Origin of the sequence: Halanaerobium hydrogeniformans (genome assembly GCF_000166415.1) — a bacterium.
Lineage (GTDB): Bacteria > Bacillota > Halanaerobiia > Halanaerobiales > Halanaerobiaceae > Halanaerobium > Halanaerobium hydrogeniformans.
The window spans coordinates 1,568,614-1,592,671 of the sequence record NC_014654.1 but is presented as its reverse complement, the minus strand read 5'-3'; the positions used below and the strand labels follow the sequence as shown (position 1 = coordinate 1,592,671).

At 34.6% G+C, this 24,058-nt stretch carries 28 protein-coding genes; all 28 read left to right on the top strand.

Annotated elements, in window-relative coordinates; translation table 11 throughout:
- Nucleotides 1-3 precede the first annotated feature (3 nt).
- The 28 genes from ilvN to HALSA_RS07065 all read left to right on the top strand — a co-directional run bounded on the left by ilvN (nucleotide 4) and on the right by HALSA_RS07065 (nucleotide 24,041).
- A complete protein-coding gene (gene ilvN / locus HALSA_RS12720) occupies nucleotides 4-492 on the top strand; it encodes an acetolactate synthase small subunit (RefSeq protein ID WP_013405933.1) in 489 nt (162 codons plus the stop codon).
- A 25-nt stretch (nucleotides 493-517) separates the two neighbouring features.
- Complete coding sequence (gene ilvC, locus HALSA_RS07195) at nucleotides 518-1,504, top strand: ketol-acid reductoisomerase (RefSeq protein ID WP_013405932.1); 987 nt, start codon at nucleotides 518-520, stop codon at nucleotides 1,502-1,504.
- An 18-nt stretch (nucleotides 1,505-1,522) separates the two neighbouring features.
- Nucleotides 1,523-3,046, top strand: coding sequence for a 2-isopropylmalate synthase (locus HALSA_RS07190; RefSeq protein WP_013405931.1), 1,524 nt, complete (start codon nucleotides 1,523-1,525; stop codon nucleotides 3,044-3,046).
- Between the two features lie 41 nt (nucleotides 3,047-3,087).
- Nucleotides 3,088-4,353 (top strand): 3-isopropylmalate dehydratase large subunit, encoded by a 1,266-nt coding sequence (leuC, locus tag HALSA_RS07185; protein WP_013405930.1) that lies wholly within the window; start codon nucleotides 3,088-3,090, stop codon nucleotides 4,351-4,353.
- Nucleotides 4,353-4,844, top strand: coding sequence for a 3-isopropylmalate dehydratase small subunit (gene leuD, locus HALSA_RS07180; protein WP_013405929.1), 492 nt, complete (start codon nucleotides 4,353-4,355; stop codon nucleotides 4,842-4,844). The genes leuC and leuD overlap by 1 nt, the downstream gene beginning before the upstream one ends.
- Complete coding sequence (locus HALSA_RS07175) at nucleotides 4,844-5,929, top strand: 3-isopropylmalate dehydrogenase (RefSeq protein ID WP_013405928.1); 1,086 nt, start codon at nucleotides 4,844-4,846, stop codon at nucleotides 5,927-5,929. The genes leuD and HALSA_RS07175 overlap by 1 nt, the downstream gene beginning before the upstream one ends.
- Nucleotides 5,920-7,494, top strand: a complete 1,575-nt coding sequence (gene cimA, locus HALSA_RS07170; RefSeq protein ID WP_013405927.1) for a citramalate synthase — start codon at nucleotides 5,920-5,922, stop codon at nucleotides 7,492-7,494. The genes HALSA_RS07175 and cimA overlap by 10 nt, the downstream gene beginning before the upstream one ends.
- Before the next feature lie 307 nt (nucleotides 7,495-7,801).
- A complete protein-coding gene (locus HALSA_RS07165) occupies nucleotides 7,802-9,481 on the top strand; it encodes a GspE/PulE family protein (RefSeq protein WP_013405926.1) in 1,680 nt (559 codons plus the stop codon).
- A complete protein-coding gene (locus HALSA_RS07160) occupies nucleotides 9,478-10,521 on the top strand; it encodes a type II secretion system F family protein (RefSeq protein ID WP_337998482.1) in 1,044 nt (347 codons plus the stop codon). The genes HALSA_RS07165 and HALSA_RS07160 overlap by 4 nt, the downstream gene beginning before the upstream one ends.
- A 27-nt stretch (nucleotides 10,522-10,548) precedes the next feature.
- Nucleotides 10,549-10,983, top strand: coding sequence for a type IV pilin protein (locus HALSA_RS07155; protein WP_013405924.1), 435 nt, complete (start codon nucleotides 10,549-10,551; stop codon nucleotides 10,981-10,983).
- Nucleotides 10,946-11,452, top strand: a complete 507-nt coding sequence (locus HALSA_RS07150) for a pilus assembly FimT family protein (RefSeq protein WP_013405923.1) — start codon at nucleotides 10,946-10,948, stop codon at nucleotides 11,450-11,452. The genes HALSA_RS07155 and HALSA_RS07150 overlap by 38 nt, the downstream gene beginning before the upstream one ends.
- Nucleotides 11,442-11,855, top strand: a complete 414-nt coding sequence (locus HALSA_RS07145; RefSeq protein ID WP_013405922.1) for a type IV pilus modification PilV family protein — start codon at nucleotides 11,442-11,444, stop codon at nucleotides 11,853-11,855. The genes HALSA_RS07150 and HALSA_RS07145 overlap by 11 nt, the downstream gene beginning before the upstream one ends.
- Entirely contained in the window at nucleotides 11,827-12,336 is a 510-nt protein-coding gene (locus HALSA_RS07140; protein WP_013405921.1) for a type II secretion system protein, read from the top strand. Before HALSA_RS07145 ends, HALSA_RS07140 begins: the two co-directional genes overlap by 29 nt.
- Nucleotides 12,337-12,355: 19 nt before the next feature.
- Nucleotides 12,356-12,775, top strand: a complete 420-nt coding sequence (locus tag HALSA_RS07135) for a hypothetical protein (protein ID WP_013405920.1) — start codon at nucleotides 12,356-12,358, stop codon at nucleotides 12,773-12,775.
- Nucleotides 12,776-13,519: a type IV pilus biogenesis protein PilM gene (locus tag HALSA_RS07130; protein WP_013405919.1), complete on the top strand. Its 744-nt coding sequence runs from the start codon at nucleotides 12,776-12,778 to the stop codon at nucleotides 13,517-13,519.
- The gene (locus HALSA_RS07125; protein ID WP_041595807.1) at nucleotides 13,513-13,971 is read left to right on the top strand and encodes a PilN domain-containing protein; all 459 of its coding nucleotides are present in this window, start codon (nucleotides 13,513-13,515) and stop codon (nucleotides 13,969-13,971) included. Before HALSA_RS07130 ends, HALSA_RS07125 begins: the two co-directional genes overlap by 7 nt.
- Before the next feature lie 24 nt (nucleotides 13,972-13,995).
- Nucleotides 13,996-14,451 carry a hypothetical protein gene (locus tag HALSA_RS07120; RefSeq protein ID WP_013405917.1) on the top strand — a complete coding sequence of 152 codons (456 nt, stop codon included), beginning with the start codon at nucleotides 13,996-13,998 and terminating at the stop codon, nucleotides 14,449-14,451.
- Nucleotide 14,452: 1 nt separating this feature from the next.
- Nucleotides 14,453-15,073 carry a hypothetical protein gene (locus tag HALSA_RS07115; RefSeq protein ID WP_041595806.1) on the top strand — a complete coding sequence of 207 codons (621 nt, stop codon included), beginning with the start codon at nucleotides 14,453-14,455 and terminating at the stop codon, nucleotides 15,071-15,073.
- Complete coding sequence (locus HALSA_RS07110) at nucleotides 15,066-16,361, top strand: type II secretion system protein GspD (protein ID WP_013405915.1); 1,296 nt, start codon at nucleotides 15,066-15,068, stop codon at nucleotides 16,359-16,361. Before HALSA_RS07115 ends, HALSA_RS07110 begins: the two co-directional genes overlap by 8 nt.
- A gap of 93 nt (nucleotides 16,362-16,454) precedes the next feature.
- Entirely contained in the window at nucleotides 16,455-17,864 is a 1,410-nt protein-coding gene (locus HALSA_RS07105) for an O-antigen ligase family protein (protein ID WP_013405914.1), read from the top strand.
- The gene (gene aroB / locus HALSA_RS07100; RefSeq protein WP_013405913.1) at nucleotides 17,861-19,462 is read left to right on the top strand and encodes a 3-dehydroquinate synthase; all 1,602 of its coding nucleotides are present in this window, start codon (nucleotides 17,861-17,863) and stop codon (nucleotides 19,460-19,462) included. Before HALSA_RS07105 ends, aroB begins: the two co-directional genes overlap by 4 nt.
- Nucleotides 19,444-19,890 carry a type II 3-dehydroquinate dehydratase gene (gene aroQ / locus HALSA_RS07095; protein ID WP_013405912.1) on the top strand — a complete coding sequence of 149 codons (447 nt, stop codon included), beginning with the start codon at nucleotides 19,444-19,446 and terminating at the stop codon, nucleotides 19,888-19,890. Before aroB ends, aroQ begins: the two co-directional genes overlap by 19 nt.
- On the top strand, nucleotides 19,890-20,957 hold the full coding sequence (locus HALSA_RS07090; protein WP_013405911.1) for a M24 family metallopeptidase: 1,068 nt from the start codon (nucleotides 19,890-19,892) through the stop codon (nucleotides 20,955-20,957). The genes aroQ and HALSA_RS07090 overlap by 1 nt, the downstream gene beginning before the upstream one ends.
- Nucleotides 20,958-21,024: 67 nt before the next feature.
- A complete protein-coding gene (efp, locus tag HALSA_RS07085; protein ID WP_013405910.1) occupies nucleotides 21,025-21,588 on the top strand; it encodes an elongation factor P in 564 nt (187 codons plus the stop codon).
- Between the two features lie 23 nt (nucleotides 21,589-21,611).
- Nucleotides 21,612-22,739: an NAD(P)/FAD-dependent oxidoreductase gene (locus tag HALSA_RS07080; RefSeq protein ID WP_013405909.1), complete on the top strand. Its 1,128-nt coding sequence runs from the start codon at nucleotides 21,612-21,614 to the stop codon at nucleotides 22,737-22,739.
- Nucleotides 22,740-22,781: 42 nt separating this feature from the next.
- Nucleotides 22,782-23,210, top strand: a complete 429-nt coding sequence (locus tag HALSA_RS07075; RefSeq protein WP_013405908.1) for an Asp23/Gls24 family envelope stress response protein — start codon at nucleotides 22,782-22,784, stop codon at nucleotides 23,208-23,210.
- A 42-nt stretch (nucleotides 23,211-23,252) separates the two neighbouring features.
- Nucleotides 23,253-23,792: an alkaline shock response membrane anchor protein AmaP gene (amaP, locus tag HALSA_RS07070; protein WP_013405907.1), complete on the top strand. Its 540-nt coding sequence runs from the start codon at nucleotides 23,253-23,255 to the stop codon at nucleotides 23,790-23,792.
- Between the two features lie 12 nt (nucleotides 23,793-23,804).
- A complete protein-coding gene (locus HALSA_RS07065; protein WP_013405906.1) occupies nucleotides 23,805-24,041 on the top strand; it encodes a DUF2273 domain-containing protein in 237 nt (78 codons plus the stop codon).
- Nucleotides 24,042-24,058 lie beyond the last annotated feature (17 nt).

The window sequence follows — 24,058 nt, the reverse complement described above, 5'->3', positions numbered from 1 at the left end:
AAAATGACACATATTTTATCAGTTTCTGTTCTTAATAAACCAGGTGTTTTAACAAGGGTTGCTGGTCTTTTTAGTCGTCGCAATTTTAATATAGAAAGTCTTAATGTTGGTAAAACAGAAAATCCTGAAATATCAAGGATGACGATCGTAGTTCATGGTGATGAAAAAACCTTAGAACAGGTTACAAAACAGCTCCATAAGCTGATCAATGTCTTAAAGATCAAAGAACTTGATCAAAGTCAGATTGTAGAAAGAGATTTGATCTTAATCAGGGTTAAATGTACCCGTAAACAGCGCTCTGAAATTATCCAGATTGCTGATACTTTTAGAGCTCAAATCGTTGATGTAGCTGCTGACAGTTTAATGATCGAGGCTACAGGTACTCAGGATAAATTAGAGGCTTTAACAGAACTACTGCGTGATTTTGGTATCGCTGAATTTGTTAGAACAGGAATCGTTGCTTTAAGCAGGGGACAGGCAATAGAAAGATAATTATAAATAAAAGGGGATAGATACAATGGAAATTTATTATGATAAAGATGCAGATCTAAAGTATTTAGAAGATAAGGTAGTAGCAGTTATCGGTTATGGAAGTCAGGGCCATGCCCAGGCACAAAACCTTAAAGATAGTGGAGTAAACACAATTATTGGCTTAAGAAAAGAAAGCAGCAGCTGGGAAGTTGCAGAAGAAGATGGCTTTGATGTTTATACAACTGCAGAAGCAAGTGCAAAAGCAGATGTTATTCAGATCTTAATTCCTGATATCAAACAGGCTTCTGTATTTAAAAATGATATTGAAGGAAATCTAGAAGATGGAAATACTCTGGTTTTCTCTCATGGTTTTAATATCCATTATGATCAGATAGTTCCACCAAAAAATGTAGATGTACTTATGGTAGCGCCTAAAAGTCCGGGTCACCTGGTGAGAAGACTTTATGTAGATGGTAAAGGTGTTCCCGGTTTACTGGCAGTTTATCAGGATTATACCTCCAATGCCTATAATATTGGTTTAGCCTATGCTAAAGCTATTGGCTGTACTCATGCAGGTGTAATCGAAACCAGCTTTAAAGAAGAAACAGAAACCGATCTTTTTGGAGAACAGGCTGTTTTATGTGGTGGAGCAACTGCTCTGGTAAAAGCTGGCTTTGAAACTCTCGTTGAAGCAGGCTATCAGCCAGAAATCGCCTATTTTGAATGTTTAAATGAACTCAAGTTAATCGTTGATTTAATGTTTGAAGGTGGAATTTCAACCATGCGTGATTCTATCAGTGATACAGCTCAATATGGTGATTTAACAGTTGGACCAAAAATAATAGATGATCATGTTAGAGAAAACATGAAAGAGGTGCTGGCAGATATTCAGAATGGAGAATTTGCCCGCAGCTGGATCTTAGAAAATCAGGCCAACAGACCTGTATTTAACTCTCTAACCAAAAAAGATGAAGAATCATTAATCGAAGAAGTAGGAGATAGATTAAGAAAGATGATGTCATGGATTGACTAAATAAGGTGGTGAAGAAATATGAAAACAGTTAAGTTTTTTGATACAACATTAAGGGATGGTGAACAATCTCCAGGTGTGACTTTGATTCCTGAAGAAAAACTTGCCATTGCCAAACAATTAGAAAAAATGAGGGTTAATGTGATAGAAGCGGGTTTTCCAATCGCCTCTGATGGAGATTTTAACGCGGTTAAAATGGTGGCAGATAATATTAAAGAAATAGAGGTTGCTGCCCTCTGTAGATGCCGCAAAAAAGATATTGATAGAGCCTGGGATGCACTTAAAGGTGCCGTCAACCCAAGACTTCATATCTTTATCGCTTCTTCTCCCATTCATTTAAAATACAAGCTTAAAATGACCGAAGATGAGGTCTTAAACAGTGCTGTTGAAGCTATCAAATATGCCAAACAGTATACCGATAACATCGAGTTTTCAGCTGAAGATGCAGCCCGCAGTGATGTTGACTTTTTATGCAGATTATTAAATGCGGTTATTGAAGCTGGAGCAAAGGTGGTAAATATACCTGATACAGTAGGTTATATAGTCCCAAGTGAATTCGGTAATTTAATTAAAACAATTAAAGAAAATACTCCTTTAATTGATCAGGCAGAGATCAGTGTTCACTGCCATAATGATCTAGGACTGGCAGTTGCTAACTCTCTGGCAGCAATAGAAAATGGAGCCACTCAGGTAGAGGTTTCAGTTAACGGGATCGGCGAAAGAGCGGGTAATGCAGCTCTTGAAGAGATCGTAATGGCTCTCTATACCAGACAGGATTATTATGATATGGAGATCACCCAGGATACAACTCAAATTGCCAGATTAAGCAAACTTGTTTCCAATTCTACCGGGATGTCCATCCAGCCTAATAAGGCTATTGTTGGGGCAAATGCTTTTGCCCATGAATCAGGTATCCACCAGGATGGAGTAATTAAAGAAAGAACGACCTATGAAATCATGGATGCTAAAACAATCGGTTTAGAACAGAACAAGCTTGTCTTAGGTAAACACTCAGGTCGTCATGCTCTTAAGGACTTCTTAGAAAAGTATGATTATGAACTTGATGATAAAACCTTTAATAATTTCTTTAAAAGGTTTAAAGATCTAGCAGACAAAAAGAAAAATGTCAGTAATGCAGATATTTTTGCCTTACTTGATAATGAACTTTATGATTATGAAAAAGTCTATGAATTAGAATATATTTCTGTAATGACAGGTAAAGGACTATTGCCAACCGCTACTATAAGGCTTCTCAAAGATGATGAGGTAATTCAGACAGCAGCCTGTAATGGTGATGGACCTGTAGATGCGATATTCCAGACGATCAATGAATTAACAGGAATGGAAGATATTAAATTAATGTCCTATAAAATTGATGCTGTAACAGAAGGTAAAGATGCCTTAGGTGAATCATTTGTAGCTGTTGAGATAGACGGCAAGATCTATACAGGCCGCTCATCTCAAACTGATATTACTGAGGCAAGTGCAATTGCTTATCTTGATGCAATAAATAAATATCTTGTCTATAATAAGAATAATAAGTAATATTAAAATTATATAAATCAATAAGAGGAGTGGATATTTAGATGGGAATGACGATGATAGAAAAAATCATTGCAGCTCATACAGAACATGATGAGCTTAAACCGGGCCAAATAGTTAATGCTGAGGTAGATATTGTTTTAGGTAATGATATCACCACCCCGGTTGCAATTGAGGAATTTAATAAAATTGGTGTTGAGACTGTTTTTGATAAAGATAGAGTAGTTATTGTACCTGACCATTTTGCTCCAAGTAAAGATATTCAGGCTGCTGAGCAGGTAAAAATGCTGCGTGAGTTTGCCCGCAAACATGAGCTGACAAATTTCTTCGAAATCGGTCAGATGGGAATAGAGCATGTACTACTGCCGGAAAAAGGCCTTGCCTTACCTGGAGAAATAATTGTTGGTGCTGACTCCCACACCTGTACCTATGGTGCTTTAGGTGCTCTAGGAACAGGAGTAGGTAGTACTGATATGGCTGCCGCAATGGCAACAGGTAAAACCTGGTTTAAGGTTCCACCGACAATTAAATTTGTTTACACAGGGGAACTACAGCCCTGGGTAAGTGGTAAAGACTTAATCCTCTATACTATCGGTAAGATCGGTGTAGATGGTGCTTTATATAAAGCTATGGAATTTACTGGAGAAGCTATTTCTAATCTCTCCATGGATGGTAGAATGACCATGTCCAATATGGCCATTGAAGCCGGTGGAAAAGCTGGTCTAATCGAAGCTGATGATAAAACTATCGAGTATCTAAAAGATAGAGCGGTTAGAGATTATACTATCTATAAGAGTGATGAAGATGCAGAATATGAAGAGGTAATAGAGATTGATGTAAGTAAAATAGAACCTCAGGTTGCTTTCCCAAGTCTGCCGGATAATACAAGGGGAGTTAGTGAAGCTGGCGAGGTTAAGATCCATCAGTCAGTAATCGGTTCCTGTACAAATGGTAGGATTGAAGACCTGAGAGCAGCAGCTAAGATTCTGGAAGGTAATAAAATACATCCAGATGTACGCTGTTTGATCTTCCCTGGAACCCAGGATATCTACAAACAGGCTGTTAATGAAGGTTTAGTAGAAATCTTTATTGATGCGGGTGCTGCCTTCAGTACTCCAACCTGTGGACCATGTCTTGGTGGACACATGGGTATTTTGGCTGAAGGAGAAAGAGCCATCTCTACAACCAACCGTAATTTTGTTGGTAGAATGGGCTCACCCCAAAGTGAAGTATATCTAGCAAGTCCAGCAGTTGCAGCTGCATCAGCAGTTAAGGGATCTATTGCTGCTCCAGAGGAGGTAATCAAATAATGAAATTAAAAGGAAAAGTATTTAAATATGGTGATAATGTAGATACAGATGTAATTATTCCAGCCCGTTATTTAACTTCTTCCTCACCTGAAGTACTTGCAGCTCACTGTATGGAAGATATTGATGCAGATTTTGCTGAACAGGTAGAAGAAGGTGATATAATAGTTGGTGGTAAGAACTTTGGCTCAGGTAGTTCCAGAGAACATGCCCCACTGGCTATTAAATATGCCGGGGTATCCTGTGTGGTAGCAGAAAGTTTTGCCAGGATCTTTTATCGTAATTCCATCAATATCGGGCTGCCAATTTTAGAATGCCAGGAAGCAGTTGAGGCAACCGAAAATGGAGATACACTTGAGGTCGACATTGATCAGGGAATAGTTAAAAACTTAAGAACCGGTGAAAGTTATCAGGCAGAAGCATTTCCACCTTTTATGCAGGAAATTATTAAAGATGGCGGCTTAATTGAGCACATCAAGAAGGTGGGTGTATAATGAGTAATATTGCCTATATTCCCGGTGATGGAATCGGAGAAGAAGTAACAAGACAGGGTCTTAAAGTACTGAACTATTTTAATGATAAACATGATTTAGGTCTGAAATTTGAAAAGTTCGATTTAGGTGCAGAAAGATATCTCAGAACAGGAGAAATTATGCCTGATGGGGTGTTAAATAAGCTGGAAACCTTTGATGCAATTTATCTTGGTGCTGTGGGTGATCCCAGAGTTGAACCAGGTCTTTTAGAAAAGGGTATTCTGCTTAAACTCCGCTTTTATTTTGATCAATATATCAATCTGCGTCCTATTAAATTATATAAAGAAGAATTTTCCCCACTTAAAGGGAAAGGTGTCAAAGATATCAACTTCACAGTTGTAAGAGAAAATACCGAAGGTATTTATGCAGGTATCGGAGGTTTTCTCAAAAAAGATACCCCTGATGAGGTAGCTACTCAGGAGATGATCTCTACCCGCAAAGGTGTAGATAGAATTATTAAATATGCCTTTGACTACGCTCAAAAATATGGTAGAAAACCTAAATTAACAGTCTGTGATAAGAGTAATGTTTTAACCTATGCCCATAATCTCTGGCAGCGTGCCTTTAAAGAGATGGGAGAAAATTATCCAGATGTAGCTAAAGAACATTATCTGGTAGATGCGATTACCATGAAAATGGTCCGCAATCCTGAGATCTTTGATGTAATCGTAACCTGTAATATTTTTGGCGATATCATTACCGACCTGGGAGCTGAAATCCAGGGAGGTATGGGAATGGCTGTTTCAGGTAATATCAATCCAGATAGCATTTCGATGTTTGAACCTGTACATGGAAGTGCACCGGATATTGCCGGACAAAATATTGCCAATCCCCTGGCAGCTGTTTTAGCTGCTGCAATGATGCTGCAGCAGTTAGATTATCCAGACCTGGCTCAAAAAACAGAAGCTGCAGTGGTAGATGCCCTATCTAAGAACATGATTACAGGTGATATAGGAGGGGATCTCAGCACTGATGAAGTTGGCGACTATTTAGTTCAGTCAATCAAAACAAATGAGGAAGGTGAGAATGATGCAGAGTGGGATTAAAAACTTATGATACAACTTTAAGAGATGGGTCACAGGGAGAAGGGGTTTCCTTATCCCTAGATGACAAGTTAAGAATTGCAAGACAGCTGGATCGTTTCGGGATTGATTTTATCGAAGGTGGCTGGCCTGGCTCAAATCCAAAAGATGAGGCCTTTTTCAGAGAAGCTCAAAATATGGAATTTGAACATGCCGAAATTACAGCTTTCAGTTCAACAAGAAGAGCCAATATGAAGGCAAGTGAAGACCCCAATATTTTAAAATTGGTTAATTCGGGGGTTAAGTATGTTACCATCTTTGCTAAATCATGGGATTTTCATGTTACTGAAGCCCTGGAGGTTCCTCTAGAAGAAAATGTTAATATGATTACAGATACGATTAACTTTTTAAGATCAGAGGGACTTAAGGTTATCTATGATGCTGAACATTTCTTTGATGGTTATGTAAACAATCCAGAATATGCCTTAAGAACCTTAAAGGCTGCTGAAGATGCAGGAGCTGAGGTTCTGGTCTTATGTGATACAAATGGAGGAATGCTGCCCAGTCAGGTAACAAAAATCATGAAAGAGGTTAAAGAGCATGTTAATATTGACTTAGGAATTCATGCTCATAATGATGGCAACCTGGCTACAGCCAATTCACTGGCAGCTTACGAAGAAGGAGCGGTTCATTTTCAGGGTACAGTTGGTGGTTTAGGTGAACGCTGTGGTAATGCAGATCTCTGCAGTATCATACCCAGTCTTCAGCTTAAGTATGGAGAAAGATTGGTTTCTGATGAACAGCTTAAGCAGTTAAAACCACTCTACTTTTTTGTAACTGAAACCGCTAATTTGATTCCCAGGAATAATAAGCCTTATGTAGGTAAAAGTGCTTTTACCCATAAAGGTGGAATCCATGTAAGTGCGGTTCGTAAAAATCCTAATACCTATGAGCATATCGAACCAGAACTGGTTGGTAATGAGAGACGGGTACTTGTATCAGAGCTGGCTGGAAAAAGCAATTTAAAATATAAGCTCAAAGAACTGGGTTTTAACTTAGATGATTTCTCAAATGAGATGATTAAAAAACTGATCAAACGGGTTAAGAAACTTGAAAATCAGGGTTATCAGTTTGAAGGAGCAGAGGCTTCTCTAATCCTTTTAGCTTTTAGAGAATTTAAAGGCTATAAATCATTTTATGAAATCGATGATTTTAGAACCTACAGTAATAACAGGGGTGATCAAACTCACTCCGAAGCTGTGGTAAAAATGACGGTTAAGGGAGAAAAAGTTCATATTGCCGCTGAAGGTGATGGACCTGTTAATGCCCTTGATAATTGTTTCCGTAAAGCACTTATTTCTTTTTATCCTGAGATAACAGAAACCAAATTGATCGATTATAAAGTTCGGGTTTTAAATGGAAATGATGGAACTGCAGCCAAGGTAAGGGTCTTAATCGAAACAGCAGACTTAGAAAAGTCATGGACTACAATTGGTGTTTCAACCAATATTATTCAGGCTTCCTGGGATGCTTTATTAGACAGTATAGAATACTGGCTATTGATAGAAGATGGCTTAGGCTATAACTAAAAATTAAATTTTTCAATTAAGACAGCTGGATTAAATCCCAGCTGTTTTTTTATGCAAATATATATTTTTTTAGAAATTATTTTAAAAAAGTTCTAAAGCCCTTAAAATAGCGATGTTTAGCTGATATTAACCGCTAAAATAATTTTCATTTTATAAAAATATATGCTAAATATATAAAAATTTCCAATTTAATGCAGGAATTTTCTTATATATCTAGAATAAGGAATTACAATAGTAAAATTTAGCAATTATAAAGCATAATTTATAAATATGGAAAATATTAGATATAAAGAGGAAGTGAAAAACTGTGGATGATTTTTCTCAATTTATTTATGATCAGCAGTTGATCTCTAAAGAAGTTTATCGCTCTCTATTAGAAATAAATCAGGAAAACAGTGTAGAAGCAGTAATATCTTATCTAAGACGAAATAATTGCTGTAGTAGAAAACTCCTACTAGCTAAAATATCAGAATATTTTAACATTAATCTTTTTAAGAAAGATAATTTTAAGCTTCAGGCTGGAATAAGTCGCTATTTAACTCTGCCTGAGGTAGAAAAGTATAATATTTTACCCTTAAAAATAGAAGCTGACCAGCTATATTTGGGCTGTCTTTATCCCTTAGCTCCAATTTTTAAAGAAAATCTTAGATTTAAATATAAGCATCAGATAAAAGAATTGTTGATCGGTGAAGAAGATTTTCAGATCATCAAAGAAGAATTATACAGCAGCTATTACAGGGTTGATCCAGCAGAAATATTAAAAGAATTCAGCCAGGTTAAAAATGTTGACAGCAGTGATATTAAAGGTCTAAAAAGCTTAGTAGATGATGCACCGGTGGTAAAGTTATTGAATAATTTAATTAATGAGGCTGTTTCTCTAACAGCCAGTGATATCCACCTAGAGTGCAAATATAATAGCTTTGAGATATTTTATCGGGTTGATGGTATTATAGAAAAATATTATGAATTCCCCTTAGCCTGTGCAGCAGCTGTAATCTCAAGAATAAAAATAATCTCAGGCATGGATATTACAAACAAACATCTCCCTCAGGATGGGAAGATGGAATTTAAATTCAAGGCAGAAAACTATGATATTAGAACTTCAGTTATTCCAACAATTTATGGAGAAAAAGCAGTACTCAGACTGCTTTTAAGAAACAGTCAGCTATTAACAGTAAATAATTTAAATTTCAGCAGCCATAATCAAAAAAGATTTAAAGAGATATTAAAGTTTAATTCCGGGATTATTCTTTTAGCAGGTCCAACCGGCAGTGGTAAAACAACCAGTCTATTTGCAATTTTAAATGAACTGAGTTCAGAGAACTTAAACATTATCACAATCGAAAATCCGGTTGAATACAAACTGCCTGCTTTAAATCAAATCGAGATCAATCCGGCTCAGGGGCTTAGTTATGCCAGAGCTCTAAGGTCAATCCTGCGGCAGGATCCAGATATAATAATGATCGGAGAAATAAGGGATAAAGAAACTGCCGAAATTGCCGTAAGGGCATCGGTAACAGGACATCTTGTCTTAACTACCATCCATACCATTGATGCAGTATCTGCAGTATTAAGGTTGATAGAAATGGGGATCCCCCCTTATTTGATCGGCAGCACCTTAAACGCTGTAGTCGCTCAGAGGCTTTTAAGAAAACTCTGTCCGGCCTGTAAAAAAGAGGAGCAAAGCTCTAAACTCTATCCTAAAAAATTGCAAAGAGAATTTGAGAAAAAAATAATCTATCAGGCAGTAGGATGTAGAAAATGTGCTCAAATTGGATATAAAAATAGAACTGCAGTTGCAGAAATACTATTTGTCAATGAAGATATCAGAGAACTAATCAGCAGTAATTATTCTAGAAAAAAACTTAAAAAAGCAGCTAAAGAATCGGGAATGAGAACACTATTTGCAGATGCTGTTTCTAAAATCTCTCAGGGAGAAAGTTCAATTGCAGAGCTGCTGAGGGTTGTTAATCTAGAAAGGAGCTGAATATAATTATTTTTAAAAAGGATTTTAATTTAAAATTTTTTTGCTCTCAGCTTTATATATTACTTAAAACCGGCCTTTCATTACCAAAATCACTATTAGTGCTTTCTAAACAGATGAGTTCAGAAGAAGACAAAAAACTAATCCAAGCTATCATAAAAGATTTAGAAAAAGGTAATACTCTAGCAGAATCACTAGCCAAAAAAGAAGCATTCCCACCATTATTTACTTCAGTAATCAGTGCAGGAGAAAAAACCGGCAGTTTAGTTCAGGTTATGGATAATCTAGAAAAATATTATCAAAACCAGAGCGATCTAAAAAATAAACTGCACAAGGTCTGCTTTTATCCCATCACAATAATCACAACCCTAATAATTTCAGCAGTATTTTTAATAAAATTAATTATGCCCATCTTTTTAGAATTATTTGCAGAATTTCAGGGGCAATTACCCCTTTTAACGAGATTATTTTTAAGATTGAGTTTAATAATTGAAGACCATTTATTATTAATCGTTTTAATAACTTTAACAGCATTACTGAGCTTAATTTATTTAATTTTGAGTCAGGAAGAGAACGGTATCTTAGAAAAAATAATATTTAAAGTTCCCTGGCTGGGCAGATTATATCAGTATTTAATTTTAACCAAAATTGCCTCTTATTTAGCGATATTTTTAAAAAGTGGTATGAAACTACTTCCTGCTTTAAAGCTGTTAGAAAAGATAATAGCAAGCCATCAATATAAATTATTTATTAATAATACAGTTTTAAATGTTTCAAAGGGGGGTTCTTTAACCGAAAGTTTTGCAGATAATAACTTAATACCCGATACATTTTATTATCTGCTTTTAAGTGGTGAAGAAACCGTCCAAATGGAAACCATGTTAGAAAGATCAGGTGATTATTATTATCAAAAACTAAAATTAGGATCAGAAAGGCTGCTGCAGTATTTAGAGCCTTTTTTAATCACATTAACTGCAGTTTTTGTAGCTTTACTTGCTGCAGCAGTACTCACACCGATGTTTCAGCTTTATTTAATTATCTAAGCTTTTAAAAATCAAAGGAGGACTACAATGAGTAAATTATTAAATAATATTTTTAAAGAAAAAGATGGATTTACTTTAATAGAACTTTTAATTGTGATTTCGATAATCGGTATTTTGATGAGTATAGCAGTTCCAACTTTTAGTGGGGTTAAAGATCGAGCCAACATAACGGTAATAAAGAGTGACCTGCACAATATAATGCATGGTTTAGAAATGTATTATATGGATCACCACAGTTATCCAGGGACTAATGATGGTTCAGATATAAGTGATGTTCTTGATTCATCAAGTTTAAATTTAAATAACGATGCTGGTGATTACAGTTATTTAGCGGATGCTGCAGATGACGCAGAAGAATATATTATCTATTATGAGCTTGATTCAAATAATTATTATTACTTCCATTCAGAAGAAGGTAAGGTTGATGGTCCAGAAAATTCAGAACCTTCTCTTGATAGCTAATAAAGGTTACACTCTGCTCGAATTAATGCTTGTTATAGTGATGATAGGGGTTTTATTCAGCACTTCTTTTATTTACAGAAGTCAAATGACTCAGGATTATCAGCTTGAGCAGCTGCTTGAAAGCCTGGCAGCAGATTTTAGATGGGCCAGAAATAGGGCTGTTATAGATGGTCAGACCTATATCTTTAGGATTTACAGCAGCCCTGGTCCAGGGCAGCATAAAATCCCCTATTATTTTTATACAATTGAAGATAGCAGAGAAGTCATTAAGAAAAAGGGAAGTTATCCGGCCCACTTTTTGCTCTATAAATCACTGGATTTTGAGTTAATCAGTGAGCAATATTATGACTGGATTAGGTTCAGCAGCAGTGCTGCTGCCAGAGGTGGAACAATCGCTTTTTCAAGAGCAGATGCTGAAATCTATTCTTTAACCGTAAATCAACTGGGGAGGGTTAGAATTGAAAAATGAAGCTGGTTTTTCATTACTTGAAATAATAATAACTATTTTTCTGGCTGGAATCGTACTTGCTGTGATGAGTAGAACCATTAAAACAGGTCTGGAGGTAAATAGTTTTTTAGCCGATAGAAATGCCGCTGTTAACTGGACTGAATCTATTTTAGAAGCTTTTCGTGCAAAAAATTTTGATCTAAGTGATAATGAAGAAAATATTGAAGCCGAATTTTTAAAACAGCTGCAGATCTTAGAAAAGGAAGGTTTAGAGAAAAATTATCATCTGCATAGAATTGAGTTAAGCCCTTATAAAAACAAGGGAGTTATTTATGATGGCTTATATAAATTAAAGATTATAGTTAATTATAACTGTAGAGATCAGGAGAGAAAACATGAACTTATTACTCTGCTTAAAGAATAGATTTAAAGATAATAGAGGCTTCACTCTGCTGGAAGTTATCCTGGTTATTACCATCTCCACAGTTTTAGCTGGATTATTTTTAGAGCTTTTGCTCGGCCTTTATGCAGATCAAAATTATTTTACAGCCTATTCTAATCTTTATTTAGATGCCTATCTGCTTGTAGATATTATTGCAGAACAGCTTAAATATTCTCAGCAGATAGATCTGATCTCTCAAACAGAAATACATTTTTTCTCTTATTATAATGAGGGTCAGCAGTGGCTGAGCTATAATCTTTATCAACGAGAAAACAGTCAGGTTTTGGCAAGAAGGCTGGGTGGAGAAGATTATCTTAACAAAGATTTTGGGAGAAATCTCTCAGTACTCGAAAATGTAGAAAGCTTAAAATTTAATTATCTCGAAGAAAATTTATTGGAGCTTAAATTGATTATTAAAGACAATAATGAGGAATTATTGATTTCCAGACTGGTCTATATTTAAATTCCGAAAGGACTGGCAGATGAAAAAATATATTATGGCTAAACTGACTAGCTTTAGACTTGATAATAAGGGGTATATAATCTATTTAAACTTAGTTCTAATTTCTCTAATCGCCCTCTTTATACCCCTGCTTATGCAGCAGCAGTATCTTAATCACCAGATTAGCAGTCAGCGGGTTTACAGCAGTCAAAACAGGGCTGCAGTAGAAGCCGGTGTGGAATATATATCATATCAACTAGCTGCTGGTGTGGAACTTCCATTAGCAGAAGAATTATATTTAGATGAAGATTTAAAAATAAATATAAGAGGGGAAGAAGGTGAAGAATATTATTATTTTTATTCAGAAGCTGCTAATAAAAATAATAAATACCTCGTTGAGATAACGGTGGATAAAGATAATTTAAGCATTATCAACAAAAAAATTAGTAGGGGTGATTAGATGTTTGACAAATATGTTTCGCTTTCTATTCCCTGTAATGAATCTTTTAAGAATATTGTTGCTAAATATAATCAAAGTGAGATTGATTTATTAGAAGGGATCAATGAGGTTGATTACATAGGGAAAATTAAAAAGTTCAATTTTAACTGCCGCTATGTGGTTTTAATACCTGCTGAAGATCTTCTCTATAGGTCCTTAGCCATTCAGCCTAAAGATGAATTTAAAATCAGTGAAAACCAGATTTTTTCTCAACTAAACCAAAATGGAATAGAATTCGAAAATGAATATTATTATGACTATCTGGAAAACAATCCTCAGGCTGATCAAAAGCTCAAAGAAATCAAGTTATTTGCTGCAGAAAAAGAACAGCTTGATCCTTTAACAGAAGTGCTTGATAAATACCGTAACAATTATTTGGTTTCTGCTCTACCAGTGGCAGTATACTCGGTGATTAATGAGCTGAAAAGGGAGGATAATTATCTTCTATACTATAAGTTTGGCGATAATTATACAGTTTTGTTAATCGAAAAAAACAGACTGGAACTGGTAAGAGCCTCAATAAGAGAATCAGAAATAAAAGCAGAGTTAGAAAAAATAAAAAAATATTATCTTAATGTTAAAAAATCGAAGCTGCCAGTTTTTGAAGGCAGCAGTGATTTACTGGATTTAGATAATTTTGTAAATCTTAAAGAAGATGATTTTGTCTTTCTCAGTTCTCTGCTCTGGTGTGTAAGCAAATGCTGATCATCTTTAAAGAAAAAAACTTTGAATTAAAAGATAAAGTAATTAAATACAGCATAATTATCCTGCTATTTACTCTTTTCTTGCTCTCTGTTCTAAATTATTATCTGGTCATAAGGCAGAGAAACATTAAGGCAGAGGTAATGGAAAACATAAATATGATAGATAAATATAACAGTCTCAGTCAGAGCTTAGAAATTAAAACAGATGAAATCAAACCTGCTTTTTCTGACTTGCTCAGCTTATTAAGCAGTTATTCTCAGAACTTAAGTTATGAGAGTTTAATAATCAACCAGGAAAAAGTAATAATTAATGGCAGTACAAAAGAAAAAGAAAATATTATTAAGCTGCTTGAAATTTTAGAAAGCGATAATTATTTTATGGAACCAGAACTTAAAACAATCAATGCTGCTGAAAACTATAATTTTCAAATAGAAACCAGGCTTAGAGAATAAGGTCATAGTTTTGGAGGGGTTAGAATGAAGCTAATCACCGATACACAGTTTAAAATAATACTCTTAATTTTGATTATATTAATGCTTTGTTATACAGCTTTTAATGTAGATAGGAATTTTAAAGCTTTCAATAATTTAAAGCTAGAAGCTGTCAGTACAGAAAACAATTTATTAAAAGCAGAAAAACTCTATCAAGAAAAAAAATTTCAAAACAATAAAAACCTTCAAAATTTAAATATTAATTTAGAAAAAAGAGCTGCTCAGTTAATTCAAACAGGTGGCAGCTTTGGTTTGAAGCTGCTGCGTTTTAACAGCAGCAGTGAGCAAATAAACTTAAATTTTAGAGGAGATTTTAACTCTGCTTTTAACTTTTTAAAATATCTGGAAACTGAGCAGCAGGGTATAATGCCGGCCCGGATTAAGCTGGCCAGAGAAGGTAATGATCTCCTCTTTGATTTAAGAATAATAAGGGGAAAATGAGTTGATAAATATGGCAGCAAAGATCAAGAAAAAAGAATTGCTCCTTGTCTTAATCACGATCTTAATCATATTAATTGCAGCAGTTTTATTTAATAATTTCAAAGGAGAGTCGGCCGAAGAATTGACTGTAGTTGAAAATGAGACTGAAGTTATTGAGACTGATATTGAGACTGATGAACAAAGCTCAGCTGAAGAAGACAGCACGAAGATGATAGCTTCCATAGATGAGCTGCAGGACCCATTTTTTAATCAGCAAATCGAGTCAGATAATGATCAAAAAACTGCAGTCAAAGAAGAGGAACTATTAGTTTTTGCCGGTGGAGAAGATTTCTGGTATCCAGAAAATGCAGATCAGCAAATTTTTTCTGAAGAAAAAGAGGTAGAAGATTTAATATATAATAGGGCAGAAAAAATAGATATTCCCTTCAAACTGCAGGGAATTATTAAAGATAAAAATCACAGTCTGGCTATTTTTCAATTTCAAAATCAGTTTATTGAAAAAAGAGAAGGAGAAAAATTAGCAGGTTTTCTAATTAAAAATATTGAGGCTAAAGAAGTAATGATAACTTTAGAGAATTTTAAAGTAAAATTATCAGTCTGGGGGGATAATAAAGTTGAATAAAAAAAGAATAATTTTAATCCTTTTTTTAGTGTTATTAATTCTACTCTTAGATCTTTCGCTGGTTTTTGCAGCTGAGTTAAGCCAGAAAAGGGTTAGTGTTAACTTAAATAATGTAGAATTAGAGAGAGCCTTAATTATTCTAGCAGATTTAGGTGGAGTAAACTTAATCTGTGATAGCTATGTTAGCGGAAATGTTACCGCGATTTTTGATGAGATTAAATTTGTTGATGCTCTAAATCTGATTACGCAAAGTTTTGATCTGAGCTATCGAAAAACAGAAAACACGATCTATGTAAGCAGTAGAGAAAATATAGAGGCTCAAGACAAAAAGCTGATCAAGAAAAACTATCTTTTAGAAAATATAAATTCAGAAAGAGCAATTGAGCATTTACAAAAAATATTCAGTGACCTTAATTTTATCAATTTAGAAAGTGATGGGATATTACTTGAAGCCTCAGAAAAAGAACATCAACAGATTGAAAAATTAATTGCTGGGCTTGATCGTCCTCAAAAACAGGTTTTAATAAAGGCCAGAATTGAAGAAATTAGCCGCAATAAGGTTAAAGAACTGGGTATCAATCCAGATCAACTCTCTGAACTTAGTTTTATTAAAGATGATTCAGGCAGTATAGAAAAAATACGGGTTAACTGGCCTGATACTTTAAAAATATTAGAAGAAGAGGGAGCTTCTAATATTCTGGCGAATCCCAGTTTGATGACCTTAGACAGACAAAAAGCAAAACTTGTAATCGGTGATCAGATACCAGTTAAATTAGAAAGGGTAGAAGGCGATAATATCGTTTCCAGCTTAAGCTATATTGAGGCAGGGATAGTTTTAGAGTTTCTACCTAAAATAATCAATGATAATCAGATCCTCTTAGAAATTAAACCCTCTGTCAACAGTATCGGCCAGGTAGTTTCTGATGGACTGCCAGCGGTTAACTCTCGCAGTGCTGAAACAACCGTTATTTTAGAAAACGAGCAGGTTTTAGCGATCGGAGGTTTAATTAAAGAAGATGAAATTAAATCTTTAAGTAAAATACCCTTCTTTTCTGAGCTACCTCTTTTCGGTAATTTATTTAAATCAGAAAAAAGCACGGTAATGAATTCAGAACTAATGATCTTCATCAGTCCAGAAATTATTTATAGTGAAAATACGGTTAATAAGGAGGAAAGTAAAGAATTAGGCAAAAATATGCAGGAATTAAGTACAGAGAAAGAGAATTATAAAAGTAGTAGTTTTATCCCATTAACAAGTGAAGAAATAAAAGAGATTTTAGATAACTAAAAAAGGAGATTTTCTTCTTTTATCGAAATTTAATTCAGGGGAAACCCTGAATTTTTTCTTAATAAAAAGTATTAATAGAAAGCAGTTGATTTTATGGATGAAATTGAGTTAAGAAAAAAACTAAAAAAAGCTATTATTTATATAATTTTTCTCTGTAATTTCTTTATCCTTTTTGCCTACTTACCTTTTTACAGGGAATTTGATTTATATAAAATAGATGGTGGTAATTATCAATTATCTCGTTTTGATAATATATATCTACCCCGTTTAAATATATTATCTATTAGTATTTTTGTCTTACTTTTAATCTTTCTCTATTTAATTATCAAAAGCGATAAAATCATCAAAGGTAATTTGTTTAATTATTTGATTTTAAGTCTTTTTCTGCTTTTTTCCCTTTCAACTTTTTTTGCTATCGATAGATATACAGCATTAAATGGCAGGGTTTACCGCTGGGAGGGATTTATCAGTTTAGGCAGCTATTTGTTTTTAGCATTTTTGACTGCTAATTTTGTGGAAGAATTAAAAGATTTTAAAAATTATGCTTTTCTTATCTGGGGTTCAGCAGTGATCTTAGCACTTTATGGATTAATGCAATTTTTTGGCTTTGATTTTATAACAAGAGATCCGATAAGGGAGAACTGGTACAGGGCTTTTGCAACTTTTGGTAATCCCAATTTTGCTGCCAGTTTTGCGGTTCTTGTTTTACCTGCTGTTATATTTTCATATTTCGTTTTAAAAAAAGAAAAATATAAACTTTTTGCTTTCTTAAGCAGTGGCTTAATTTATGCTTTTATGCTTGCTACAGCAACCCGCGGAAGCTGGCTGGCCTTTTTTATCACAGCATTGATTGCTTTAGCTGTTCTCTTTGATTATCTTAAAAAGAAAAAAAGAGAGTTAATTAAAATCTTAGTATTATTTTTACTGATCACTATATTTATCAACTTTTTTCATGGAGGGGTGGTTAGCAGTAGATTTTTAAGTATTTTTGGGGATTTTCATGATCTTTCTTCTGGGGAGGAAGAAATTATAGATCATGTGGGAAGTTCAAGGATGTTTATATATAGGAATTCACTGCCTTTAATGTTTGAGAGACCACTTTTAGGGGTAGGTCCTGACAATTTTGCTGAGGTTTTCCCCCAGGAAGATTTTCAGGAATTTAAGGGAAATCAAAGGCAGATAGTAGATAAAGCCCATTCAGAGTACATACAGCTTGGTGTAACCACAGGTTTACCGGCTTTGTTTATCTACTTATTTTTAATTAGCTATATTTTATTTAAACTTAAACCAGAAAGTTTTAAAAATATTGATTTGAGCAGGGAAGAGGATCAAAATAGATTTGTTAAAAGCTGTCTCTTTTTTGCCATAATTGGCTATGTGCTTCAGGCTGTATTAAATATCAGTGTAATTACAGTTGCTCCAATTTACTGGACCGTTTTAGGATTTGCAGGAGCATATATAATAAGATTTGAAAATGAGAATTCTGAGGAGGAAGCAGGATGAAAATATTTTTAGCAGGTTTTATGGCTGCTGGAAAAAGTACAGTAGCAAAGATTTTAGCAGAAAAACAAGATCTAAAATTTTATGATAATGATGAAGAGATTGTTAAGCGAGAAGGGAAATCTATTCCGGAGATATTTGCTCAGCATGGTGAGGCATATTTCCGCAAGGTAGAAAAAGAAACCGTTAACCACCTTTTAGAAAGCAAAGAAGATGCAGTGATTGCTTTAGGTGGAGGAGCAGTGCTTGATGATGAATTAAGGGAAAAACTAATCGAAGAAAGTGAAATATTCTGTATAGATGTTAGTGCAGAAGAAGTTATCAAAAGATGTGCTGACTCTGAGATAGTAAGACCACTTTTAGAGGTTGATGATCCCTTGAAAAAAGTGAGAAAGCTTCTCGAAGAAAGAAGAGAGGTTTATCAGGATATTCCCGAACACATAGACAGCAACCAGCATGGTCCTGAAGAAATTGCTGAAGAGATTTTAAAGAGAATTCCAGACCAGAAAATAGAAATCAAAATTGAAAATAATGATATAGAATATCCTGTAATAATTAATAATACTTATAAAAAGAACTCCTTCAAGAAAATCCTGAACAAAATTGCAGGACGCAAGGTGCTTTTAGTTGCTGATAAAGAAGTTATTACATTACATGGAAAAGGCTTTATTGAGCTCTTAGAAGAGCAGGCAGAGATCGTTGAGTTTAAACTAGAAGCAGGAGAAAAGATAAAAGATCTTAAATATCTTAATCAGGCTTATGATATCTTATATGATAATAATTTTACCCGTTCAGATTATGTAATAGCCTTCGGTGGAGGTACAATCGGCGATTTAGCTGGTTTTATCGCTTCTACCTACTTGAGGGGTCTTAAATTGATTCAGATGCCCACAACTTTAATTTCACAGCTTGACAGCAGTGTTGGTGGCAAAACAGCTGTTAATTTTAAAGATACTAAAAACCTGATCGGTAGTTTTTATCAGGCAGAAATGGTATATTATCATTTAGACTGGTTAAAAACCCTGCCTAAAGCAGAAATAAAATCTGGTTTAGGTGAGGTAATTAAATATGCGATTTTAGATGGTGATCCCCTCTTTTCCTTATTAAAAAGTAATCAGGGGGAGATCTTAAAGCTTGAGGAAAAAATAATGCAGAGAATTTCTAAGATTTCCCTGGAGATGAAAAACTATTATGTTGCAGAAGATGTAAAGGATAAGGGTCTGCGTAAAAAGTTAAATTTAGGCCACAGTTTTGGTCATGCGGTCGAAGGGGCAGAAAAGTTTAAATACAAACATGGAGAGGCAGTAGTAATGGGAATTTCTTTTACAGCCTTTTTATCAAATAAAATTGGGGTTTTAAATGATCAGAGTTTTAGAGATATAATAAATCTACTGCAGAATTTTAATTATCAACTATTTCCTTCAAAAAATATTGGGCCTGATGATTTAGCGCAATATATTGCTCACGATAAAAAAATTAGTGATAATAAAATGTGGTGGGTTTTAATTAATGATATTGGTGATACTTATTTAAGTGATAAATTTGATCATAAAAATATTAAAAAATATCTGGAGGAATACTTATGCAAAAAGTGGCTGTAATTCATGGACCTAATTTAAATATGCTTGGTTTAAGAGAACCGGAAATTTACGGAAAAAACAACCTGGAAATGGTTAATAAAAATTTAAAAAGAAAGGCCAAAGAGCTTGATTTTGAAATCGAAATAATGCAGAGCAATCACGAAGGTGAGATTGTAGATTATCTGCATCAAAACTTTGAGCAGCTGGATGGAGTAATAATTAATCCAGGTGGTCTAACCCATACGAGCGTAATTTTAAGAGATGCTCTGGCTGCAGTCAGGCTGCCAGTTATAGAAGTTCATATCAGTAATATTCATAAAAGAGAAGAGTTCAGGCATAAATCCCTCACCGCAGCTGTAGCAGTGGGCCAGATAACCGGTTTAGGTGTAAAAGGATATACTCTGGCTTTAGAGGGTTTAAAAAGTATTCTGGGAAGGGAGAAATATTAGTGGAGAAGAGAATAAAGAAACTTAGAAAAAAAATGAAAGAAAATAATATAAGCTGCTTTTTAATAACTAAAAAAGAGAATGTCCGCTATTTAAGTAATTTTACCGGTACAGCCGGCAGAATCCTGATTACCGAAAAAGATAATTTTTTTATTACTGATTTTCGCTATCTTGAGCAGGTTTCCGAACAGTGCGAAAACTTTACTATCAAGGAGATAAGCAGTAATTTTATCGATAAATTTGCTGAATTTCTTCGGTCTTTAAATATTAAAAAAATGGCTTTTGAAAGCAAGGATATCAATTATAAAATGTATCAGGATTTTAAAGATAAATTAAAGTTAGAGGAACTGCTGCCCCAGGAATCTTTAATAGAAGAGCTGAGGATGATAAAAGAAAAAAGTGAAATAAAAAAAATAAAAAAGGCAGTTGCAATAGCTGATCAGGGTTTTGAATTCCTGCTCAATTTTATCGAGGCTGGAAAAACTGAAAGAGAAATAGCGCTTGAATTGGAATTTTTTATGAAAAGTCAGGGGGGAGAAGCTAAAGCTTTTGATTTTATTGTTGCATCAGATAAAAGGGGAGCTCTTCCCCATGGAGTTGCCTCAAATAAGGTGGTAGAAAAGGGAGCTTTTATAACAATCGATTTTGGTTGTGTATATCAGGGTTATCATTCTGATATTACCAGAACGATCGCTTTAGGTGAGGTTTCAGACAAACATAAAGAAATCTATAAGATAGTTTTAGCAGCACAGCAGAAAGTAATCTCAGAAATTAAAGCCGGTTTAAGCTGTGTTGAAGCAGATAAAATTGCCAGAGACTATATAGAACAGGCCGGTTATAAAGATAATTTTGGTCATGGTCTCGGCCATGGGATAGGACTTGAAATTCATGAAGACCCAAGATTATCTCCTACCTCTGATGGAGTTTTAAAAGCAGGTATGGTTGTTACTGATGAGCCCGGTATCTATATCTCAGAATTTGGAGGAGTTAGAATTGAAGATGACCTCCTGATAACAGAAGCTGGCTGTGAGGTTTTAAATTCTGCTCCCAAAGAATTAATAGTACTCTAATTAATTTGTTTAAAAAGCCTATTTCTGCTATAATTAAATTCAGAATAAAGTAGTGGAGGTGGTTGTTTTGATATCAACTAATGATTTCAATACGGGTTTAACCATAGAACTGGATGGAGAAGTATATCAGGTGCTGGAATTTCAGCACTCTAAATCAGGCCGCGGTAGTGCTTTTGTCCGCAGCAAATTAAGGAATGTTGAAGAAGGTTATGTAATTAATAAGACATTTAAAGCAGGTGAAAAGGTAGAAACTGCCCATGTTGAGAAAAAGAAAATGCAGTTTTTATACTGGGATGGCAGTGACTATATTTTCATGGATAATGAAAATTATGAACAATTCTCTTTAAATGAAGAGCAGCTGCGAGATAAGATTAATTATTTAAAAGAAAACATGGAGCTAGAAATCTCTCTCTATAAAAAGCGTCCTATTGATATTGATCTACCAACTTTTGTAGAATTAGAAGTTGAAAACACTCCCCCGGGAGTTAAAGGAAATACTGTTTCTGGTGGTACAAAAAGAGCAACCCTGGAAACCGGACTTGAAATCCAGGTTCCTTTATTTATCAATGAAGGAGATATTATAAAGATCGATAGCAGAAGTGGTGATTATGTAGAGAGGGTTAGCAAATAAAGAATTGTCTAAGGGGGATTTAAATGGATTATTTAATTGTTGGTGCTGGAGCCGCTGGTGTTTCTGCAGCTAAAGAGATTCTTAAAAATAAAAATGATGATGATCAGATCTCTATTTTTACTGATGAAGCATACCCCTTTTATTATCGCCCCCGGTTAATCGAGTGTCTTTCCGGGGAAGTTGAGGTAGAAGATATTATTATTCATGATCAGAAATGGTTTCGAGACAGGGGAATATCTCTTCATCTAGAAGAGAAAATTGTTGAGATTGACAGCAGTAATAAAGTGATAAAAAGTGAAAAAGCAAGTTATAAATATGATAAACTACTGCTGGCCAATGGTTCTCATCCTTTTGTTCCTCCATTCTCTGGAGTAGAGCTTGATAACATATTTACCTTAAAAAATGCAGAGGACTTAAAAAATATCAATCAAGCTGCAAAAAAAGCTAAAACTGCAGTTGTGGTTGGAGGAGGTCTTTTAGGCCTGGAAATAGCCTATAATCTTGCTAAAGCAGGTTTGAAAACAACCGTGCTTGAAGTAGCACCTTATCTTTTACCGATGCAGCTAGATAAAAAAGCAGGCAAACTCTTAAAGCAAAAAATAGAAAATGAAAACTTAGATGTTATCTGCAGTGCTAAAACAGTTGGTTTTGCAGGCCTCAATAAAGTTAATAAGCTTATCTTAGAAAATGATCAGTTAAGCTGTGATATTGCATTAATTTCTACAGGGATTAGATCTAATATCTCACTGGCTGAAGATAGTGATCTTGAGATAAATAGGGGGATCAAAGTAGATAAGCAGATGCAAAGCTGTGAGAAGGATATTTTTGCAGCTGGTGATATTGCTGAACATAATGATAAAATTTATGGAATCTGGCCTCCTTCAATCCAACAGGGACAGGTTGCTGGTGCAGTTATGAGTGGACAGGAAACCAGTTTTGAAGGTTATATACCTACTCATAAATTAAAGGTGGCTGGAATAAATGTTGTTTCTATCGGTGAGCTCAACAAAGAAGGTGATTATCAGTCAGAAGTTCTGCTTGATGATGACAGCTATGTAAAAGTTATTAAAGATGGTGACAGTAAGATTGGTGCCATTATTGTTGGTCACTATGAAGCGGAAAATGAACTGTTAGCAGAGATAAAAAGATAGTTTTTTGGAGATTTAAAATAGTATTTCAGGGAGGGAATATTTATGAGTGAAGAAAAAAAAGATACTGGTGAAAATAAAGAAGTAGAAGAAGTTGATGAAGGCACTATTAAAATTGCTGATGAAGTAGTTAGCATCATTACAGGACTTGCTGCAACTGAGATCGAAGGGGTGGCCGGAATGAGTGGTGGCCTGGTCGGTGGTATTGCAGATATGCTGGGGAGAAAAAATCTCAGCAAAGGTGTTAAAGTAGAAGTTGATGGAAAAGATGCCTTGATCGATGTTTATGTTGTTATCGATTATGGTAAATCTATCCCGGATGTAGCCTGGCAGATTCAGGATAATGTAAAAGAAGCTGTAGAAGGTATGACCGGTCTCAATGTTAAAACTATCAATGTTCATGTACAGGGTGTTAATCTACCTGAAGATGAGGAAGTAGAGGCAGAAACTATAGAAGAAGTTGAAGAAGACTAAAGAAGATTATAGCTTAAATAAAGAAGAAGTGGGGGTAATGCCATGAAAATAATTAAAAATATTTTTTCATTTATAATAGCTCTACTGGTTATAATTTTAACACTGACTCTTTCAGTATATAGTTTTGGCCTGATTTCAGTTGATTTATTACCAGATCTTATCCGGGCCAGTCATAATAATCTGCAGGCAGCAATATCATTTTTGGTGATATTTGTGATGGCTCTCTTTATTATCTATCCGTTTTTTACAGACAAAAAAATCAAGCAGACCAAACTTTTAAGTTCCGAGTCTGGAGATATATCGATTACGATTGCTGCCCTTTCTAACTTGATTAAAGATAGAGTAAATGAGCGCAAAAAGCTGGAAGATATTTCTATAAAGCTTGATGAAAGTGATGCTGGTTTAACAATAATCCTCAGCGGTAGACTTACAGTACCTGGTGATCTACCTTCAATTAGCGAAAACATCCAGAGGGATTTAAAAGAATATATTGAGCAGACAACAGGTATTAAGGTAGCAAAGGTACAGATAAGTATCAATGATGTAAAAAAAGATAAAAACCTGGCCAATAAATCCGGATGAGGTGGTATATAAATGGATATTCAGAAATTTAAAGAATGGTTATCTAACTATATAGCTAATAACCCTAAAAAAATCACAGGAGCGATAATCGGTTTAATTGTTGGTATTTTAATTTTAACAATTGGATTTTTTAAAACACTGCTGCTCTGTATAACTACTTTGCTCGGTTATTATTTGGGTTCAAGAATTAATTTTGAAGAAGATATCAAAAAAATAATTATGAAGGTAATACCAGATAGATTTAAATAGTTGGAAATGAGGTAATT

Bases quoted from the DNA above. Each gene is read 5' to 3' on its own strand.
- ilvN (WP_013405933.1), top strand. From the start codon at position 4: ATGACACATATTTTATCAGTTTCTGTTCTTAATAAACCAGGTGTTTTA.
- ilvC (WP_013405932.1), top strand. From the start codon at position 518: ATGGAAATTTATTATGATAAAGATGCAGATCTAAAGTATTTAGAAGAT.
- HALSA_RS07190 (WP_013405931.1), top strand. From the start codon at position 1,523: ATGAAAACAGTTAAGTTTTTTGATACAACATTAAGGGATGGTGAACAA.
- leuC (WP_013405930.1), top strand. From the start codon at position 3,088: ATGGGAATGACGATGATAGAAAAAATCATTGCAGCTCATACAGAACAT.
- leuD (WP_013405929.1), top strand. From the start codon at position 4,353: ATGAAATTAAAAGGAAAAGTATTTAAATATGGTGATAATGTAGATACA.
- HALSA_RS07175 (WP_013405928.1), top strand. From the start codon at position 4,844: ATGAGTAATATTGCCTATATTCCCGGTGATGGAATCGGAGAAGAAGTA.
- HALSA_RS07155 (WP_013405924.1), top strand. From the start codon at position 10,549: ATGAGTAAATTATTAAATAATATTTTTAAAGAAAAAGATGGATTTACT.
- HALSA_RS07150 (WP_013405923.1), top strand. From the start codon at position 10,946: ATGGTCCAGAAAATTCAGAACCTTCTCTTGATAGCTAATAAAGGTTAC.
- HALSA_RS07140 (WP_013405921.1), top strand. From the start codon at position 11,827: ATGAACTTATTACTCTGCTTAAAGAATAGATTTAAAGATAATAGAGGC.
- HALSA_RS07135 (WP_013405920.1), top strand. From the start codon at position 12,356: ATGAAAAAATATATTATGGCTAAACTGACTAGCTTTAGACTTGATAAT.
- HALSA_RS07130 (WP_013405919.1), top strand. From the start codon at position 12,776: ATGTTTGACAAATATGTTTCGCTTTCTATTCCCTGTAATGAATCTTTT.
- HALSA_RS07125 (WP_041595807.1), top strand. From the start codon at position 13,513: ATGCTGATCATCTTTAAAGAAAAAAACTTTGAATTAAAAGATAAAGTA.
- HALSA_RS07120 (WP_013405917.1), top strand. From the start codon at position 13,996: ATGAAGCTAATCACCGATACACAGTTTAAAATAATACTCTTAATTTTG.
- HALSA_RS07105 (WP_013405914.1), top strand. From the start codon at position 16,455: ATGGATGAAATTGAGTTAAGAAAAAAACTAAAAAAAGCTATTATTTAT.
- aroB (WP_013405913.1), top strand. From the start codon at position 17,861: ATGAAAATATTTTTAGCAGGTTTTATGGCTGCTGGAAAAAGTACAGTA.
- aroQ (WP_013405912.1), top strand. From the start codon at position 19,444: ATGCAAAAAGTGGCTGTAATTCATGGACCTAATTTAAATATGCTTGGT.
- HALSA_RS07080 (WP_013405909.1), top strand. From the start codon at position 21,612: ATGGATTATTTAATTGTTGGTGCTGGAGCCGCTGGTGTTTCTGCAGCT.
- HALSA_RS07075 (WP_013405908.1), top strand. From the start codon at position 22,782: ATGAGTGAAGAAAAAAAAGATACTGGTGAAAATAAAGAAGTAGAAGAA.
- amaP (WP_013405907.1), top strand. From the start codon at position 23,253: ATGAAAATAATTAAAAATATTTTTTCATTTATAATAGCTCTACTGGTT.
- HALSA_RS07065 (WP_013405906.1), top strand. From the start codon at position 23,805: ATGGATATTCAGAAATTTAAAGAATGGTTATCTAACTATATAGCTAAT.